Source organism: Saccharopolyspora cebuensis (assembly GCF_039542665.1).
GTDB classification, from domain to species: Bacteria; Actinomycetota; Actinomycetes; order Mycobacteriales; family Pseudonocardiaceae; genus Saccharopolyspora; species Saccharopolyspora cebuensis.
The window spans coordinates 26,052-44,107 of the sequence record NZ_BAABII010000025.1 but is presented as its reverse complement, the minus strand read 5'-3'; the positions used below and the strand labels follow the sequence as shown (position 1 = coordinate 44,107).

The window sequence follows — 18,056 nt, the reverse complement described above, 5'->3', positions numbered from 1 at the left end:
GCCGGCTATCGCTTTCGCGTCGAATAGTGCAAATACACGATCATCTCCTTGGTGTTCACTCGACTACTTTCGCAAGGGAAAATACCTGCTCGCGTATCTCCATTTTCTGGCGAATCAACATCGAGGTCGCTGCACCAAAGGCGAGAGGCTCAAGGTCTTTCGGTCCCGAAAAAGGCAAAAACGATCGCGTGCCGATGATCAAGAGCGAAATCCGAGAACTATTTGACAAGGGGAGTGGCGCCGAAACAGTGCCACCCGAGGATAAGGAGCCAGAAGTCAATGAATTGGACAATGGAAGCGAGTCCAGTGTGTGGACCGGGTCGTCCGGTCGGGTCGATTTTGATTTTTACCCCGCAGTCGGCAAATCGATGAAGGAGCACCTAGAATGAATGAAATTAACGATCCCGTTGATGAGATCCTCGAGGAAGGACTCGATGACTGGGTAATGCTGGTCAGCATTGTCCGGTTGGCAGAGGAGCGTAGGCTTGGTGATCAGCAGGGTGCTCGGACGTTGGCTACCGCTTTGATCCACGAGCTCATCGTTGGGGAGTGGATGGTCCCCGGCGAGATCGGGAACTCGGGATTCGAGCCATGGAAGGATCCACCGGCCGACGCAGCAGCTCGCGTGGTCGGCAATATTGATTCCGTTGGCTGGAATTTCGTTGACAATGTTGTTGTCTGGTTCGACAACACTGACAAGGGCAATCAGCGCGCTGAAGAAGTGTAGGACCGCCTCGGTGGACTGGTGTATTGGTGTGCGGAGGATGGATGGAAGAGCAGCGCAAGTCCGCGGATGGGCGGGCTGGTCTCCTGTAAGGGTTGGTGGCGGCCTAGGTAGTTGAGCGCGGGGTGCATCATGGGCCGGGCTGCTGAGGTCGCAGGCCAGCAGCACGCGACCGCGGCACCGTGGCGTCTTACCCGGCACCCGATGTGTCCGGCGAACGGGGCAACCTTTCCGTTCTCGCCGCTGCGCTCACCGCTACTGCGAACTAGTCGTCCAGCTGGCCGGTTCGGCGGATCCGGTCGAGCAGCACGGCGACTTCCTGGGTGAGTTCGTGTTCCCGTCCCCGCAGGAGGAGTAGGTCATCGTGCAGGGCCCGCAGCGTTCGGTGCGCATCGGTCAGGTTGTTCTCCGCGAGGTGGAGTTTGCCGATGTCGAGGCGCACCGTTTGCGCCGTCTCGGACGCGTCGCCCTCCGCGTCGCGGATCCGGTCGAGCACGTCGTTGAACTGCTGCAGGGCTTGGGGCGTCTGGCCGAGCTCTGCTCGGCAGTAGGCCGCCTGGAGCAGGCACTGCACTGCGTTGTCGCTCGCCGGGCCAGCAGTGCGGGAGTAGGCGGCTTCGAGGGCGTCGAACTCGGGCAGTGCCTCGCGGTAGTCACCGCCGATCACCATGGCCGCCGCGCGGCGCGACCGGAGTCTCAGGACGTGCGGGTTCTCCGCGCCGAGCACCTCCGCGGCCGGGTGGATCGCAGCCGCCAGGACGTCGGCTGCCTGGGCGTAGCGCGCTTCCTTCAGCAGTGCCGTGGACCGCTCGAACGCGTCGCGGATCGCCTCGCGCAGGCCGGTGCGGGGTGCACGCGCGGCCGAGGCCGATGATTCTTCCGCGGTGGGGCGTTCCAAGGTGGGCCGGGACTCGGAAGGTCGCCGCGGAGCGTTGGGGCGCCGGAACACGAGGGTGGGATCGGGCATCGCGTCGGTGATCGTGCCCGCGGCCTCCGGCTGCTCTCCCGGCACGGGGAGGAACGGCAGCAGCCGTTCGTAGACCTCGTAGGCATCGGTCGGTCGCTGGTCGGGTGCCTTGGCCAGCAGATCGAGCACCAGGCGTTCCAGCTCGACCGGGACCTCCGCTCGGACTTCCCGGAGCGGGGTCGGTTCGGTGGTCACGTGGTGGTACATCCGCGCGAAGTCGTTGTCCCCGTCGAACACCGGATGGCCGCACAACAGCTCGTGCAGCACGCATCCGAGCGCGTAGAGGTCGCTGTGCGGGGTGACGCGCGCACCCTGCACCTGTTCCGGCGACATGTACCGGCTGGTGCCCATGGGCGTGCCGGTCGCGGTCAGCCGGGTGACATCGGATTGCAGGACCGCGGCGATGCCGAAGTCGAGCACCTTGACCGCGCCCTCATCGGTGACCAGAACGTTTGCCGGTTTCAGGTCCCGGTGCACGACCGGCACGGAATGCGCGTGGGACAGCGCGGTGCAGATCTGCGCGGCGAACGCCGCGGCCCAGCTCACGGGCAGTGGCTCGTCCGGATCGATGAACGCGTGCAGCGGTGCGCCGCGCACCAGTTCCATCACCAGGTACAGCTCGTCGGCCGCGCGGTCCAGACCTGCATCGTAGACCTGGGGTACGCCGTGGTGGTGGATGCGCGCGGTGATGCGGGCTTCGCGCTGGAACCGGTCGGCGAGCACGTCGATCGCGGTGCCGGAAGCGACGGACTCCGGACTGATCCGCTTGACGGCGACTTCCCGATCGAGCACGACGTCGAAGGCCCGCCAGACCGTGCCCATCCCGCCGGAGCCGATTTCGTCCCGCAGCTCGTAGCGACCGCCGACCGCGTCCGCCTGCACGCGCCCTCCCCGTCCGCACCGCCACCGTCGGTGCTCCATGATCCCGTGGTGCGATCGGTGCGTCCACCGCTCGGCCCGAGAGCGATGCACTCGTGATCACTACGCCACGTCGTCGACGATGCCCTCCTGCTTGCGGATCAACCGCCAGGCCGCGCTGCGGGCACTGCGGTTGAGCGAGTCCTTGAAGGCCTTCTCGGGGCCGAAGTACTGCCTGCCGAGGTCGGCGATGGTGTCGATGTGGTCCATCATCTTGTCCTCGAAGACGTCGTCGAAGACGATCCCGAAGTTGTCCTCGTCGTTGTTGGCCACCGCGGCCAGCCGGACCTTGGGGTCGTCGACGGTCTCCTGGAACGGCTTGGCCACGTCGGCTTCGGTGAATTCGGTGCCGTGCTTGTCGTTGAACCTGTCGATGAGCTCGGACAGCAGCGAGGTGTCCCGGTCCTTGCCCGCCCCCGAGCCGTCGCCGAAGCCCGGCATCATCGCAGGCCCCTCGGGGCTCAGGCTGAGGTCGTGCTCCCCGGTCCGCTCGACGCGCAGGTGGCTCAGGTCCACTTCGCCGATGTCGACGCCGCCATCACCACCGCTGGGCAACCGGTTGAGCAGGTGCCGTCCGAACAGGTACAGCTGCTCCAGCTCCTCGTCGGCGTACGGCACGATCTGGGCCATGAAGCTGTACTTGCGGGCGAAGTCGCCCAGGTCGCTGCGGAACTGCTCGGCCACCGCCCGCTCCTCGGGGTCTTCGAGCAGCGCGGTGAACCGTTCGACGGCCGGCTCGGTGTGGCGGTAGAGCTCGGCGTGCAGCCGCGCCCACTTCGCCGGGCTGCCGGCCGCCGCCTCCTCCGCGGCCAGCAGCGCCTCGGCGAAGGTGCGCATCTCGGCGTCGACGATGACGTCCGGTGCCATCACCTTGCTCTGCGCGGTGTAGAGCAGGTTCGGGTCCGACGGCAGCGTCACGGCCTCCTCGAAGTACGGCCGGAACGCGTCCTGGATCTCGCCGGCATCGTTGACGAAGTCCAGCACCGCCAAGTCGTTCTGGGTCTTGCGGTCGGAGGTCCGGTTGAGCCGGGACAGCGTCTGCACCGCGCCGATGCCGCCGAGCTTCTTGTTGACGTACATCGTGGTCAGCAGCGGCTGGTCGAACCCGGTCTGGTACTTCTCGGCCACCACCAGGATCCGGTACTCGTGCTGCCCGGCCCCGCCGTGCTGGGTGGCCTTGTCGTCGGCGCGGGTGTAGGCGAAGGCCTTGGGCAGCGCGCCCTCCAGGACGCCGTTCTCCCCGGGCTCGGTGATCTCCTCGCCCTCGTGGTGCACGGTCCCGGAGAAGGCCACCAGCACGCCGACGTCCTCCCGGAGCCGGCCCTCCTCGCGCAGGCGCGCGACGTACTCCTTGATGGCTCGGGACATCTGCACCGCGCTTAGCCGGGAGGCGGTGACCACCATCGCCTTGGCCCGCCCGCCGAGCCGTCCGAGGGTGTGGGTGCGGAAGTGCTCGACGATGACCTGCGCGTGCTGCGACACCGTCGAGGGGTGGGTGACCGCGGCCCGCGCCAGCGCCGGGTTCGCCTTGACCGGGTCGACCTCACGGTCGTCGGGGTTGTTGTTGACCAGCTTCCAGTAGGTGCCGTAGGTGACGTAGTTGCGCAGCGGGTCGAGGATGAAGCCTTCCTCGATGGCCTGCCGCATCGAGTAGGTGTGGAACGGGACGTGGGTCGGTTCGCCCTCGTGCTCGACGAGCGTGCCGAAGGTTTCCAGGGTCTTGGCCTTCGGGGTGGCGGTGAACGCGAAGTAGGACAGGTTCGCGCCCTGGCCCCGGTCGGCGGCCTTCTTCTTCAGCTTCGCCTCGGTCGAGGTCGCGCCTTGTTCGCCGGTGTCGTCGTCGGCGTCGAGCCCGAGATCGCGCAGCACCTTGCGCACGTCGGTGGCCGCGTCCCCGGACTGGGAGGAGTGGGCCTCGTCGACGACGATCGCGAACCGCGAGCCCTTGATCTCGGTCGGGTTCTGCCCGAGGTAGTCCAGCAGGGCGGGAAAGGTGTGCAAGGTGACCGTGACGATCTTGCCGGTCTCCTGCGACAACGCCCGCGCGAGCTGCGCGGACTTGGCCCCGTGCTTCTCGTCGATCGCGACCACCAGGCCCGCGGTCCGCTCGAAGCTGCCGACGGTGTCGCGCAGCTGGGCGTCGAGGTTCCGGCGGTCGGTGATGATGACGACCTTGTCGAACACCGACGTGCCGGGCTGGAGCCCGCCCGCCGCCGCGTCCGGGTCGAGCTCGTCCGGGTCGGTGGGCGTGTGCAGCGAGGAGAGCCGGTGGGCGAGCCAAGCGATGGTGTTGGACTTGCCCGACCCGGCCGAGGCCATCACGAGGTAGTTGTGCCCGGCGCCGTGGCGGGCGGCGTGCGCGGTCAGCTTCTTCACCGCGTCCCACTGCTGGAACCGCGGGAAGATGACCTTCTTCGTCGACCTGCCGTGGGCGCCCTTCTCCTTGTGCAGGTGCACGAACCGTTCCAGCAGGTCCAGCCAGTTGTCCGGCTGCCACACCTGCTCCCACAGGTACGAGGTGGCGTACTTGCCGAACTCGACCGCGGACGGGTTGCCCGCCCCGCCCGGCTTGCCAGGTCCTTCGGAACCGGTGTTGAACGGCAGGAACCGGGTCTTCGCCCCGCGCAGCTCGGTGGCCACGAACACCAGGTCCGGGTCGACCGCGAAGTTGGCCACCACCCGGCGGGTGAACAGGAGCTCGGTGGGGTCGCGTTCGGTGCGGTACTGCTCCTTGGCGTGCTCGACGCCCTGCCCGGTCAGCGGGTTCTTCAGCTCCGCGGTGGCCACTGGGATGCCGTTGAGGAACAGCGCGAGGTCGAGCCGGTTGTCCTTGTCGGCCTGCTTGGCGGCGTACTTGAGCTCGCGGACCACCGTGAGCCGGTTGGCCCGGTAGTCGTCGAGGACCGCGTCGTCCAGCACCAGCGACGGCTTGAAGTAGGCCAGCTGGAAGCGGACGCTCCGGTCCTTCACGCCCTTGCGCAGGACTTCGAGCACGCCCTCGTCGTCGATGGCCTTCGCGACGCGCTTCGCGAACCCGCGCTGGGCCGCGTCCGCGTCACCGCCGTAGTAGCCGAGGAGCTCGTCCCACTTGCGGGCCTGGGTGGCGCCGATGAAGGTGAACAGCTGCGCGGTGTCCAGCCCCAACTCGGGGGCGTAGTCGTCGGCGCTGCCGAGCTCCCAGCCCCGCTCCCGCATCGCGTCCACGATCGCGGTGCCGAACACGGCCTCGTGATGTACCGGGCTCATGGCTGACTACTCCTCGATCCCTCGTCCACTCGCAGTGGAAACGTCGATCTGACCGGTTACGGCGGCGGTGATCAGAGCCTGGCGGCGTTCTTCCAGCAGCGTGACCTGCCGTTGAAAGACTTTCGAAAGTTTGGATCGCCGATCACTTGCAGCACGAACAGCTGCATATAGCCGTTTCAGATCAGCCGCGCGATCGGGCCATGGCAACCGAAAATTGGAAAGATCTTCCATTCCTAGCGTGCGTTGCGCTGTGTCGGAGGCAGTTGCATCCAGAGCCTGACGGATAAACGATCTCGTAGTCAGCCATATCGCGAGCAACTCATTTGAAACTTCACTCAAGGGGCGAAGCACCGCGATAGCACGGTTTACATTCGCGCTCGCAAGCTCGCCCGGAACTATGGCCGATCTCCCCAGCGTCCCGACAACGCTTAGCAGGACATCGCCTTCACGAGTCACCGTCCTCGAATACTGCGCAGACAGCTCCCCGGGAATACGAAGCATCCCCTCCGACCGTCCAGCAAGGTCAAGTAGATCATTTACACGGATAAGCGGGACTCCCTCATCGACAAAAGACGGAACAAGAACGCCATACCTCGGTCGCATTGCAAGTAGGTACTTTAGCCGGGTCTCTCGGGACGAATCAGCGTTGAACTCACGCTCCAACGCAGATTCGTAGCGCTCATCTATCAACGCCATCTGGCGTTTCCGTAGACCAACTAGCTTGTCGATGCGGGCGGTCTCGGCGTCGAGGAAGTCGGCGATGCGGCGTTGCTCCTCCAGTGGGGGCAACGGCACCGGGAATTGCTTGATGTCCCGCTGGAATAGGTGTGGCACCCCCATCCCGTCCTTGACGGACCCGATATGGCCTTGAATTGGTGAGCTGGCGATGACGTATCGAAGGAACCTCGAATTGATTCCGTGGCTGCGTAGCACGGCAATCGATCCGTTTACCGTGGCAGGCCGAGGAATGCCCCTCGTCACATTGACGACCCCTAGTGTGTTTCCGTCCTTTGCGAGGAGGACATCGCCCTCCGTCAACTGGAGTTCGGGCGACTCCAGATATCTATATTCGGAGATGTAGTTGACGTTCTCGAAGTCAATCTCCGCGCCCTTGATGTTCGGGGTAGCTAGGAACGCGTATCCTTCCGGCTGGTACTCGGAAGCAGTCAGCGCCTTCCAGCCGATCCTGGCATTGACCGTAGCGACCCTATCGAGGCGCGTCTTCTGCCAGTGGTCCGGCAGCCCTGGAAAAACGAAGCTCACTCCGTCACCTCCCCGAGGAGCTGCTGGATCTCGGCTTCCAGCGCCTTCAGCTCGGCGTCGATCTCGGCCAGCGGCCTCGGTGGTTCGTAGACGTAGAAGTGCCGGGTGAACGGGATTTCGTAGCCCACTTTGGTCTTGCTGTGGTCGATCCAGGCGTCGGGGACGTGGGGGAGGACTTCCCGTTTGAGGTACTCCTCGACGTCCTCGTCGAGGGGGACGTTCTCGTAGTCGCGGAGTTCGGTGTCGGGTTCGGGTGCGCCCTTGGCGGTCTGCACCTCGCCCTCCGGGTCGCGCACGCCGACGGCCTCGCGCAGGGCCTTGCCGAACGGGGCGCCGGTGGGCCAGGTCGTTCCGGCTTCGACCACCGCGTCCTTGATCGCGAGCACGGCTTCGTCCTTGGCCCACCAGGTCTTGCCGAGCAGCGGGCGCAGCGCGGACACGAAGCCCTCGGGGTCGTCGAGCTTGCGCACCGGCCTGGCCTCGCCGAGTGCCGCGAGGGTGTCCTCGGTGATCTCGAAGCGCAGCTTCAGCGGCCGTTCGACGGTGATGCGGTGGTAGCCGAAGTCGCGGTTGTCGAAGATCTTGACCTTGCCGTGCAGCGGGTGGTCCTCGTCGCCGGCGACTTCCAGGGCCTCGCCCCACAGCCGGGTGATCTCGGCAATCTGGTCGACGGTGACGTACTTGCGCTTGTCGCCCAGCGACTTGCGCATCTTGTGCCAGTGGTCGCGGGCGTCGAGCAGCACCACCTTGCCCCGGTACTCGGGGCGCTTGCGGTTGCTCAGGATCCAGAAGTACGTGGAGATGCCGGTGTTGTAGAACAGCTGGTCCGGCAGCGCGACGATGCCCTCCAGCCAGTCGTTCTCCAGGATGTGCTGGCGGATCCGCGACTCGCCGGAGCCGGCCGCGCCGGTGAACAGCGGCGAGCCGTTGAACACGATCGCGACCCGGCTGCCACCTTTGTCGGTCGGCTTCATCTTCGAGAGCATGTGCTGGAGGAACAGCAGCGAGCCGTCGTTGATGCGCGGCAGCGCGGGCCAGAAGCGGCTGCCCTCGCCGAGCCGCTCCAGCTCCCCTTCGACCTCGTCCTTGACCTTCTTCCACTCCACGCCGAACGGCGGGTTGGCCAGCAGGTAGTCGAAGGTCTGGCGGTAGTGCCCGTCGTCGCTGAAGGAGTTGCCGAACGCGATGTTCTCCGGGCTCTGCCCCTTGATCATCAGGTCGGACCGGCAGATCGCCCACGACTCCGGGTTCATCTCCTGGCCGTAGACCTCGACGGTGGCGTCCGGGTTCATCGAGGTGATGTGCTCGTGGGCGGCGCTGAGCATCCCGCCCGTGCCGCAGGCCGGGTCCAGCACCTTGCGCCCCGCGCCGGGCGTGCTCAACGCGTCCTCGTCCGGGGCGATGAGCAGGTTCACCATCAGCTCGATGACCTCGCGCGGCGTGAAGTGCTCACCCGCGGTCTCGTTCGACTGCTCGGCGAAGCGCCGGATCAGCTCCTCGAAGATGTAGCCCATCTGGTGGTTGGACACCACCTCCGGCCGCACGTCGAGGTCGGCGAACTTGCCCACGACCTGGTACAGCAGGTTCGCGCCGTCGAGCCGCTCGATCTGCCGCATGAACTCGAAGTGCTCGAACACCGTCGCCGCGTTCGAGGAGAACCCGCCGACGTACTGCTTGAGGTGCTGCGCCACGTGCGAGGAGTCGTTGGCGATGGAGTCCAGGGTGTAGGCGGTGGTGTTGTAGAAGCTGTGCCCCGAGGCCCGGCGCAGGAACTTCTCCGGGTCGTAGTCCTGGTTCAGCGTCCGCGCGGTCTCCAGCACCTCGTCGCGGGTCGGTGCCAGCACGCATTCGAGCCTGCGCAGCACCGTGAACGGCAGGATCACCTTCCCGTAGTCGGACTGCTTGTAGTCGCCGCGCAGCAGATCGGCGACGGACCACGCGTGGTTGGCCAGCTCCGTGTGCTTGTTGGTGTTCAACGCTTCCCTCGGTCCTCGTTCGTTGCGGAGAGCATGGTGCGGGCCTCCAGCCGTTACCGGAGGCGTGCTGGTCAGCCGTTCGCGTCGGGCGGCAGAAGGGCTCCGCTGGTCAACCCGGTCGTCCACTGCCGCGCGGTCTCCTCGGCGAGCGCGTCGGCGAGCGCCGCCGCCTGCCGGAGCCGGAACAGGTGCTGGAACGCCTGGCCGTAACTCCGCTGGCCCTGCGGCGGCACCAGCGGCACGCGCAGGCGCTTGACGTCCAGCCGCACGATCGACGTGCCCGTGGTCGCGCGGTGCGTGTTGTCCTCGGCGGACAGGAACCCGGCCAGAAACCACGGATCGAGCCGCTCGGGGTCGGGGCGGAGCAGGAACAGGTGCGGGCCCAGGAGCTTGCCGGCGTCCTCGGCGTCGGCCACGCGGGCGGGCACGCTGCGCAGGCCGTGCAGCGTCTCGGGCATGATGACGTCCCCGCCTTCGATCGTGATGGGCTCGGTCGGCCTGTCCCGCGGCGAGCCCGAGGCGCGGGTGTCCCCGCGGAGCTCGCTCACGGTCAGCACTGGCCGATCGTCCAGGGCCGGGTCCGCGTTTGGCGAGGTCCCGCCTCGACGGACCGGTGCTGCCCGGTGCAGGGTGAGCGCCCCACCGCGCAACAAGTCCGCCACGGTCGCGCTGCGCCGCGGTTCCGGCTCCGCCACCGCCCACGACAGCGAGCCCGGCTGCGCGGCGTCGCCACCGATGCGCACCGCATCCGCCAGCTCGGCCAGCCCGGCGCACGCGCGAGCCAGCTGTTCGCGCAGTTCCTCGGCGCGCCCGGCCTGCTCCTCCGGGGTCGCCACCACACCGGCGTGGACGCGGCGGGCCGGGGTGATGTCGACCGTGGCGTCGAGCAGGTCGACGACCGACGACCGCTGCGCCAGGCCAGCGACCGGCTCGAAGCGCTCTTCGGCCTCGTCGAAATCCCGCCACAGCTCCACGATCCGCTCGTGGGACATCTCGCCGGCGGACGCATCGATGAACAGCACCGACTCGCTGGAGTCCGCGGTCTCGTCCGGTCGGGTCAAGACCCACAGGTGCAGGCCCAGGTGCGGGGGCGGCGCGGCCCCGGGCGGGAGCCCGATGACCGCGCGCAAGGCGCCGTGGCGGATCAGCTCCGCGCGGACCCGGCGTCCCGAGGCCCGTTCGGCCGCGCCCGGTGGCATCAGCACCACCGCGCGACCGCCCGGTTCCACGTGCGCCAGGCAGTGCTGCACCCATGCCAGCTCGGATTCCGACCTCGGCGGGAGGCCGTAGGCCCAGCGCGGGTCGTAGGCGAGGTCGTCATGCCCCCAGTCGCGGACCCCGAACGGTGGGTTGCACAGCGCCGCATCCACCCGCAGATCCGCGAACGCGTCCTGCCGGAGGCTGTCGGCAGCGACCACCTCGACGAGGTCCGCGTCCGGGGCCTCGACAGGGATGCGAACCTCGGCCAGCGCGGTCTGCGCCGCGACGACGTCCTGCCCGAACAACCGGGTGGCCCCGCGGCGCGCCGCTGCCGACAGCAGGCCACCCGACCCGCACGCCGGGTCGAACACGGTCCTCGGCTCGAGGAGGAGACCGGCCATCAGATCGACGACGGGTCTCGGAGTGGTGTGCGCCGAATCGGCACCAAGCACCTCCTGGAACACCACGAGCGTGGCTTCGGCACTCTCCTCGGTCACGCAGCGTAGCAGCGCGCGCACCGTCTCCGGAGCGGCCCCCGCGGGGGTCACGTCCAGGCGCTGAGAGGTCGCCTCAACGAGCTCCTGGTCGTGCAACTCGCACAGCTCGCGGAGCCGGCCGTGCTCCAGCCGTGCGAGCGGCGGGACGAGCGGCAGCAGGGCAGCTGCCCCGCCCGGTGCCTGGAGCAGCGCCGCGCGCAGTTCCTCGGGCGGGGACAGCTCCGGCAGCTGGCCGCGCGCCGCCAGCCAGTCCCGCACCGCCGCGAGGTCGTAGGCGGGGCTGGTGTCGGTGCCGCCGGTCGGTGCCGGGAAGTCGGGGTGTCGCCGCCGCCAGTTGCTCACCGTGGCACGGGTGACCCCGGCCATCCGGGAGATCTCGGCGGAGGTCACCTCGGCCCGGGTCACGGCGCACGCTCCGCGGTTCTTCGCATGCCCTGAACCATACATCACCGAACTCAGATGTAAACACGTTTGACGCTGCTTTCAATGCGCGTCCTGACCCTGCTTTCGGGTTGGCGAGCCACGCCGCGAGGGCAGCTCCGCAGTCGCTCGTCCAACTCCCCTGGCCGCCCTTGAACGCAATGCCCGCTGCGGCGGAGCGCCCCAGGCGTGGTGCCGCGGCATCGGCGGGCCGGCTGCGAAGGTGGTGGTCTGGAGCCGCCCCGCGACGGTGATCGCATGGTTCGGCGATCGACAACCCCGTGCAGCGCGTGGCGTGGGTGCCGCAGTCCCGTTCGTCGGGGATTGAGATAGCCACCGCTTGCGGAGGTGCGATCCTCCCAGTGTCAGCGCGCCGCGGGATGGTGCTGCCCTCGCGGGCAGTACCACTTGTATCCGTGCCCGTCGGGTGCGCGGCGGGCCTCCATCTGTTCGGAACATTCGGCGCAGTTCTCGGGTGGGATGAGTTCTGCTGCGGACGCGCTCTGCAGGACGTGTTCGGCGTATCGGGCCCCGCGATGGCGGATCATGATTTCTCGTCGAGGGGAGTACTTTTTGCTGGAAAGGCTGTTCAGGCTGCCCAGGTAGGTGGTGTTCTTGTCGATTACCAGAATTTTCCTGTGTTCGGCTGTGACGCGAACCAGGTGTGTCACGTTCTCGGCCAACGTGTTCACGGTATTCCGCTTCGTGGCGCTGTTGGTGTCATAGAACTCGTCCCCGCTGTTGGTGATAAATACGTTCACCGGTACGTTCCTGCTGCGGGCATCGCGAAAATGCCTGATGAATTCGCCGGAGCGCTTTCCGGTGAAAGGGGACCACATCCAGACCGACTCGCGAGCTGCTCGGATGTCTTTGAAGACCTCTAGGAAGTAGGTGTCCTCGTCGAACCAACCATCGGCGACGACGTGGATGTGCTCGTTGAACGCCGACCACACGTCCTCCTCGATGTGATCGGTCGGTTGGCGCTCCGCGGACGACCAGCCGAGTGCGTTGCCGGCTCTGATTCCTTTGACCCGCTGTGCATCGAGCATGTCGGACACTGCGTTCAGGACGGTTCCAGGCCCGGCCCGGTTCACGGACTTCCACGAGCACAGCAGGTAGAGGCGACGCTTGGCGCGGGTGATGCCTACGTTGAACAATCGAGCGCCGTCACGTGCGTGCCGGTCGTGCGAGTTCAGGTCCGCCTGCTGCAGCCATCCGCCATCGCTCCCGTCCTCGACGGTGTCGAAGATCGCCACGTCGAATTCTCGGCCCTGGAAGCTGTGGGCTGTGCCGACTTCGACGTGGCGAGTGGAGTCTCCCTTGTCCCGCAAGTAGGACTGCGTCGCTCGCCGTTGCAGCTTGTACGGCGTGATCACGCCGACCGAGTCGCCTCGTTCCAGGTGGTGCATCGCGATCGCATGGGTGAGCATGCTGCCTGCTTCCCACCAGCGTCCCGCTGCTCGGGGAGCCCTGTGGTGCACTCCGAGCCCGCCCAGGTCGTCTGTGCTGATCAGGACGATCTCGGTGTCGGGTGCGTCACCGGGGCGGTCAGTTGCCACCTGCAGGTCGCTCCCGTAGGCGACTTCGTTGGCCAGGTGCGCCAGTGCTCCCCCGAAGCGGTAGGTCTCCCGGAGTACGACGCACCCGGGGTGCTGCAGCGCCGTTCCGACATCTACTACCCCGACCAGCTCGAAGCAGCTCCTCCGGAGCCAGCGCTCGTGCCGGGGGTCCTTCGCCCCGATCGGACCGATTTGGAAAGGGTCGCCGAACAGCGTCACCGTCTTGTTCGCCAACGCCGCGGCCAACAGCACTTCCGGGAGGGATGCGGCCGCTGCCTCATCGACGAGCACGACGTCGTAACGGCCTGCGGCCACGGACCGGTTCAGGTGCACCTGGCTCAGGGTGGTGGCCACCAGGTCAGCCCGTCCTATGAATTCCGCTTCGACCTTCGCTCGTTTCGAGGCCAACTGGACAAGCAGATCCTCGTGCTTCCGCGCCAACGCCTGGTACTGCGACCGGAGCCTTTCGGCGTCCCGTCGAAGCTGTTCCCGATAGGCGTGCAGCGACGGGAGGTCGCGTTCATCAGCGTGCCTGACCAGTTCGTGGTCCGCATCGGTTGGTTCCTCGTGTTCCGCTGCGATGGCCAAGTGATGGCGAGTCCTCGCGATCTGCTCCTCGACTTCTTTGATCTCTTCCGTTCGCTTCTCGACCGCCGCTTCGGCACCTTCGAGCCGTCGACGAGCATCTGCGATCGATTCCGGGGAGAATGGAGAGGTCAGCGACTGGAGCTCTTTCAGCCTCCATTCGAGGTGGGGCTTCCGTCGTCGTAGCGTCTCCTCTGCGGCGTACTTCTGATCGCGAAGCTCCTCCGCGTGTTCCTTGACGGCTGCTACGCGCTTCTCGTTCTTCTTGGGGAGGTCCCGCAGGGTGGCGAGGGCCTCATCAAAAGCCGCTGCGCATCTCCTGGCTTCCCGGTCCAATTCGGATATCGTTAGGCCCAACGACTGGATGTCGGGCAAGTGTCTTTCGGCTGCCTCCGCTGGCGCGAAGTTCTGCCGTTCGGCGTCGAGCAATTCCGAATCGCTCGCCAGGGCCTGCTGGAGGTTCTCCACGGTCCTCTCGGACCTGTCGCGTTCCTGGACGAGGCTGCGGAGGTTCCGCTGGTGGTCTACGCGCTGCTTCGCGTCCAGGTACTTCGCATGGTCGAACTCGTCCAGTTCCGCTTCGGCGTGCTCGAGCACCTTCCACGTGGGTGCGTCCTGGATGGTTTCCAATTGCTGTTCGAGGCTGGCCCGCTCGTCGGTGAGGTCGCGTAGCTGGCCTTCCGCGATCCGGTGCAACGCCACCCGATCATCGGATCCGATCTCCCGGAGGAGTGGAGTGCCGACACGCAGCAACTCGCCCGGCTCCAGCGCTTCGCGATTCCGGAGCACGGCAGCCAGCGCGCCGTCCACGGCGACGTTGGTGCCCGACACCAGCAGGACTCGATGTCCGCTGTCGAGCAGATCGCTGATGGCTTCGCTGAGGACGGTGGTCTTGCCGGACCCGGGGAAACCCCACACGAGATGCAGGCCCCCGGCGGTGCAGACAGCGTACGCCCGGGCCTGCTCGCCGGAGAGGCCGACCGGAGCGGAGGTGTGCTCGGGTACGGGATCGATGCGGCGTTCGACGAGCTTGTCGGCGAGGCCTCCGGTGTCCCCGAGCCTTCTCAGCGCCTCGAGTTGACTGCGTTCCAGGAAGTCGGTGGGGCGAGTCGTGCCCCACAGCGTGAGCCCCCTTCTCGGGGCATGCCTGCCGACCCGGATCTTGACGAGTTCGGACTCCGGTACTTCTGATCGCTCGACGGCACGGTACTGCTCACCGTTCTCGTCGACGAGCCTGAGATCGGTGAGCCGGTCGAGTTCGATCGAGTTGTTCCGCGTGGAGACGTGGTACCAGCCGGTGTGGTCGGCCGGGTGCGCGGCACCGAGCGCCTTGTTCGTCCGTGCGAGTTCGTGGCCGCGGAGCTGGCTCGTCACCGCGTCGATCACATCTTCCCGCCAGGCCAACTCTGCTCCATACGGACGAACGACAGCTGCAAGGTGATCGCGCAGGACCGATCCCGCGCGATCCTAGCGATCTCGGCCGACACGGGGGCGCCGTTCGGTGTCCGATCGTGGACCCGTTCGCACTCCCGCGGGCACGGGCTTTTCGCCTCCGCGGTTCGGCGCCACCTCGGTGGGATGGCGCCGAAACCCGTGCGCGGGGCCGGGTGCCGCGCTGCCCGCCTTGAGCACCGGGGTTCGCAACCGGCCGGGCGCTGTCGGAAGGCCGAGCTGGCGACCAGCGCGCACGCCGAGGCGCAGCTCGGTGGAACGTGCCGGGCCACCGTTCAGCCCCGATGCCGACTGCGCCGGACGTTCGCGGCGTGAGCCGGGGGGCGTGTGAAGTCGGTCCGGCCCCACGTCCGCGTTCGTGGCGCTGAGTCCTGCAATCCCTCGACCGGGCCGGCGGCACGGGCAGGCATGAAGGGTGTGCGACCAGGCCCTGCCGCAGCTCGCCCTGTCCGAGCGTTCCTCGCAGGCTCACCTCAGCGCGCTCGACGATCACTGCGCTCGGTCCGACCGCCGGTGTCGTTCCGCCCGCCGGTCCCGGGCCATTCGCGCGATCCGGTCGGCGGCCGCTTCGGGGTCCTCGTGTTCCCAGACCCGGACGACCGCCCAGCCGGCGGCGGACAGTTCGGCGTCGGTGTCGCGGTCGCGGCGCACGACGCCGTCGAGCTTGCGCTGCCACCATTCGCGGTTGCGCTTCGGGAGGTGGGCGTGCTGGGGGCAGGAGTGCCAGAAGCAGCCGTCCACGAACACGGCGATCCGCGGGCCGCGGAGCAGGACGTCGGCGCGTCGGCGCTTGTTCGTGCCCGGTGGCGTGGTGTCGACGAGGTACCTCAGACCGCGTCGGTGGAGCGCTCGCCGCAGCCGCAGCTCCGGTCCGGTGTCCCGTCGCCGGGTCGAGCGCATGACCTTGGCGGTCGCTGGCGAAGCGGCCCGCGGAGTCGGTCCCGGGTCGACGTACTCGTAGGTCAACGCCCACCTCGCGCCGGCCCGGTGCTGGCTGCGGTGGAGCGCTTGGTGGGCTCGCAACGGATGCACTTCACCTGGCACATGTTCACAGCCCGGGGGAGACCGGCGTCGTCGACTCGCGAGGGGTCGCCCTGGGATCGGTTGCGGAAGCCAGACCTGGGAATCGCGAGGGCGCTCCCGTTCCAGCACTGCATCGAGTCGGCCACCGCGCTGTCCTCGATGACCGAGGACAGGCCCGCCCGCAGCACGCGGGCGGGGAGCGGTGCCACCGGTTGCGGCTCGATCCCGGTGACCGCAGGCAGCCCCGGCCCGACGGCTTCCAACTCGGCGTAGCGCCTCGACTCGCACGTCGAGCATCGCGAGCGGGTAACAGCGGGGGACACCGGGGCATCTCCTCCGTGCCGAGCGCCAGGCGCGAGTCGTCGGGGGGCGAGGGTTCCGGGTCGGACGATGCCAGTTGGTGAGCGTGACGTGCATCACTATGGCGAACGGCTCGAACTTCACAGCGGTGATCTGCGCAGAAGGCTCGGACATGGCGCGCTCCATTCACTCGCATGTGCACCGAGAGAACAACGTAACGACACTTCGACGCGTAAACACGTTTGACAACGCTTTCAGTTGCTGTGATGCTGCCACTCGCAGTGACCGACAGCAGCTGGCCACCCCCGCACTTCCCCAGGAGGTCTCCTCATGCCCATCCCCATGCCCACCGCCGAGGTCGAGGGCATCCGACTGCACGTCATGCCCTTCCGCCCGGACGCCGTGATCGGCACCATGGGCCTGCCGACGCTGATCCAGCTCGTCCCTTCCCCCAAGAACCTGGAGAACAAGCGGGCGCTGCAGTACGCCTCCGGCCTGCAGCGACGGCATGCCGAGATCCGCGGGCTGGTGCAGCGGATGATCAAGTCGACCGGCAAGGGCCGCAACATCGCTCCGTACGCCGACTACATCGCGGCCGGGCTGAAGGGGGTGCACGGCTCGGGGTGGTCGACCCCGCCGGTCACGCTGTGGCTCGCCGGTGAGCTCGGTTCGATCAGCGACGAGCTGGTGCCCGGAACGTCCATCCGCACGATCTCCGTCACCCCCGGCTCCGCGGTGGTCGCCATCGACGGCGAAACGCAGCTCACCGCCTGGCACGAGCTCTACGACGACCCGGCGCGCTTCGGACTCACCCACGACGCGCTCGCCGCGGTGCGGATGCCGTTCGAGCTGTACTGGGGCCTCGGCGTCGACGACGCCCGGCAGATCTTCTACGACCGCAACGTCGAAGGCATCTCGGTCGCCAAGAACCTCGCGATGTCCATGGATCAGCGGGACTACTGCACGCAGCTCACCCGGCGGATCGCCGACTCGGTGAAGGTCGAACGCGACGGGGAGGTCGTCCCGTTCACCGCGTTCATCGAGACCCGCGGCCGTCAGCTCAAGGCCGCCGGTCCGGAACTCGTCACGCTCTCCGCGCTCCGCGTGCTGGTGACCACCGCGCTGCACGGACGTGCCGGGCTCGAGATGACCTCGTCGACGACGCGGGAGACCAGCTTGCCCGAGGGCGTTTCCGCGGAGCACGCCACGCGTCGCCTGGTCCCGCTGCTGTCGACCGTCCTCTCCCAGCTCTACCCGCAGTTCGCGGCGCGGTCCGCCGTTTCGGCACCCGCCGTCCTGGCCGGCATCGGCATCGCCGCGCACGAGGCCACCGGGTGGTCCGGCTCCGGGCGCGTGCTGACCGAGGAGCAGCTCCTCGGCCTGCTGGATCCGGTGCGGTGGGAGCGCAGCGCCCAGTACTGGGACGGCATCGCCGCCAGCGCCAACGCCAACGGCGCACTCAACTTCGGTGGCGGTGCGAAGGATTCCGGTGGACGAGTCGCCAACGCGCTCCTGCACCCCGACACCGAGCACGGCCGCAAGGTCCGCGGCTGGTAGTCAGCAGCCGTTCGCGGTCCGGTGCTGCCCCGGCACCGGACCCGCGACGAACCACCAGCCCGGCTGGCCACGACGCAACGGAGGCCGGGCGAGGGGACGCGGCGCCCCGTGTCGACCGACGCCTGCCTGCCGGTGGTCACCGGCACCCGTCGCGGGTGACCGAGAAATACCGCGACCCGGTACCCGGGGCGGTTGCCGGGTCCGCCCGCACCAGGGCTGGGGCCCGGTGGCCACGTACGCGCATCGTCGCGGTCGCACCGTCGCTGTCCCGGGCCCCGCAAGGTCGTCGGCAGCGGTAGGAGGCCCGGCCGGGGACCCACGAGGTCCGTTGCCGACGGTCGCAACATCGCCGGGCCACCGAGCGGGAAC

10 protein-coding genes are annotated in these 18,056 nt (G+C 67.7%); 2 read left to right on the top strand and 8 right to left on the bottom strand.

Annotated elements, in window-relative coordinates:
- Positions 1–55 precede the first annotated feature (55 nt).
- Positions 56–202, bottom strand: a complete 147-nt coding sequence (locus ABD976_RS28105) for a hypothetical protein (RefSeq protein WP_345368089.1) — start codon at positions 200–202, stop codon at positions 56–58.
- A gap of 183 nt (positions 203–385) precedes the next feature.
- Here ABD976_RS28105 and ABD976_RS28100 point away from each other — a divergent pair, with 183 nt between their 5' ends.
- Positions 386–727: a hypothetical protein gene (locus ABD976_RS28100; protein ID WP_345368088.1), complete on the top strand. Its 342-nt coding sequence runs from the start codon at positions 386–388 to the stop codon at positions 725–727.
- Between the two features lie 262 nt (positions 728–989).
- On the opposite strand, the gene ABD976_RS28095 is transcribed toward ABD976_RS28100, so the two are convergent.
- From ABD976_RS28095 to vsr, 7 genes are all read right to left on the bottom strand, one after another.
- Entirely contained in the window at positions 990–2,612 is a 1,623-nt protein-coding gene (locus ABD976_RS28095) for a serine/threonine-protein kinase (protein ID WP_345368087.1), read from the bottom strand.
- Positions 2,613–2,672: 60 nt separating this feature from the next.
- On the bottom strand, positions 2,673–5,855 hold the full coding sequence (locus tag ABD976_RS28090; RefSeq protein ID WP_345368086.1) for a type I restriction endonuclease subunit R: 3,183 nt from the start codon (positions 5,853–5,855) through the stop codon (positions 2,673–2,675).
- Positions 5,856–5,861: 6 nt separating this feature from the next.
- On the bottom strand, positions 5,862–7,118 hold the full coding sequence (locus ABD976_RS28085; protein WP_345368085.1) for a restriction endonuclease subunit S: 1,257 nt from the start codon (positions 7,116–7,118) through the stop codon (positions 5,862–5,864).
- Complete coding sequence (locus ABD976_RS28080) at positions 7,115–9,094, bottom strand: type I restriction-modification system subunit M (protein WP_345368084.1); 1,980 nt, start codon at positions 9,092–9,094, stop codon at positions 7,115–7,117. The genes ABD976_RS28085 and ABD976_RS28080 overlap by 4 nt, the downstream gene beginning before the upstream one ends.
- Before the next feature lie 71 nt (positions 9,095–9,165).
- Positions 9,166–11,196, bottom strand: a complete 2,031-nt coding sequence (locus ABD976_RS28075) for an N-6 DNA methylase (RefSeq protein ID WP_345368083.1) — start codon at positions 11,194–11,196, stop codon at positions 9,166–9,168.
- A gap of 380 nt (positions 11,197–11,576) precedes the next feature.
- Positions 11,577–14,759, bottom strand: a complete 3,183-nt coding sequence (locus tag ABD976_RS28070) for an AAA domain-containing protein (protein WP_345368082.1) — start codon at positions 14,757–14,759, stop codon at positions 11,577–11,579.
- 537 nt (positions 14,760–15,296) lie between these two features.
- On the bottom strand, positions 15,297–15,773 hold the full coding sequence (gene vsr, locus ABD976_RS28065) for a DNA mismatch endonuclease Vsr (protein WP_345368081.1): 477 nt from the start codon (positions 15,771–15,773) through the stop codon (positions 15,297–15,299).
- Positions 15,774–16,460: 687 nt separating this feature from the next.
- Here vsr and ABD976_RS28060 point away from each other — a divergent pair.
- A complete protein-coding gene (locus ABD976_RS28060) occupies positions 16,461–17,687 on the top strand; it encodes a DNA sulfur modification protein DndB (protein WP_345368080.1) in 1,227 nt (408 codons plus the stop codon).
- The last annotated feature ends 369 nt before the right edge of the window (positions 17,688–18,056 follow it).

Excerpts from the sequence above, each read along its gene's own strand:
- ABD976_RS28100 (WP_345368088.1), top strand. The coding sequence starts at position 386 with ATGAATGAAATTAACGATCCCGTTGATGAGATCCTCGAGGAAGGACTC.
- ABD976_RS28095 (WP_345368087.1), bottom strand. The coding sequence starts at position 2,612 with ATGGAGCACCGACGGTGGCGGTGCGGACGGGGAGGGCGCGTGCAGGCG.
- ABD976_RS28090 (WP_345368086.1), bottom strand. The coding sequence starts at position 5,855 with ATGAGCCCGGTACATCACGAGGCCGTGTTCGGCACCGCGATCGTGGAC.
- ABD976_RS28060 (WP_345368080.1), top strand. The coding sequence starts at position 16,461 with ATGCCCATCCCCATGCCCACCGCCGAGGTCGAGGGCATCCGACTGCAC.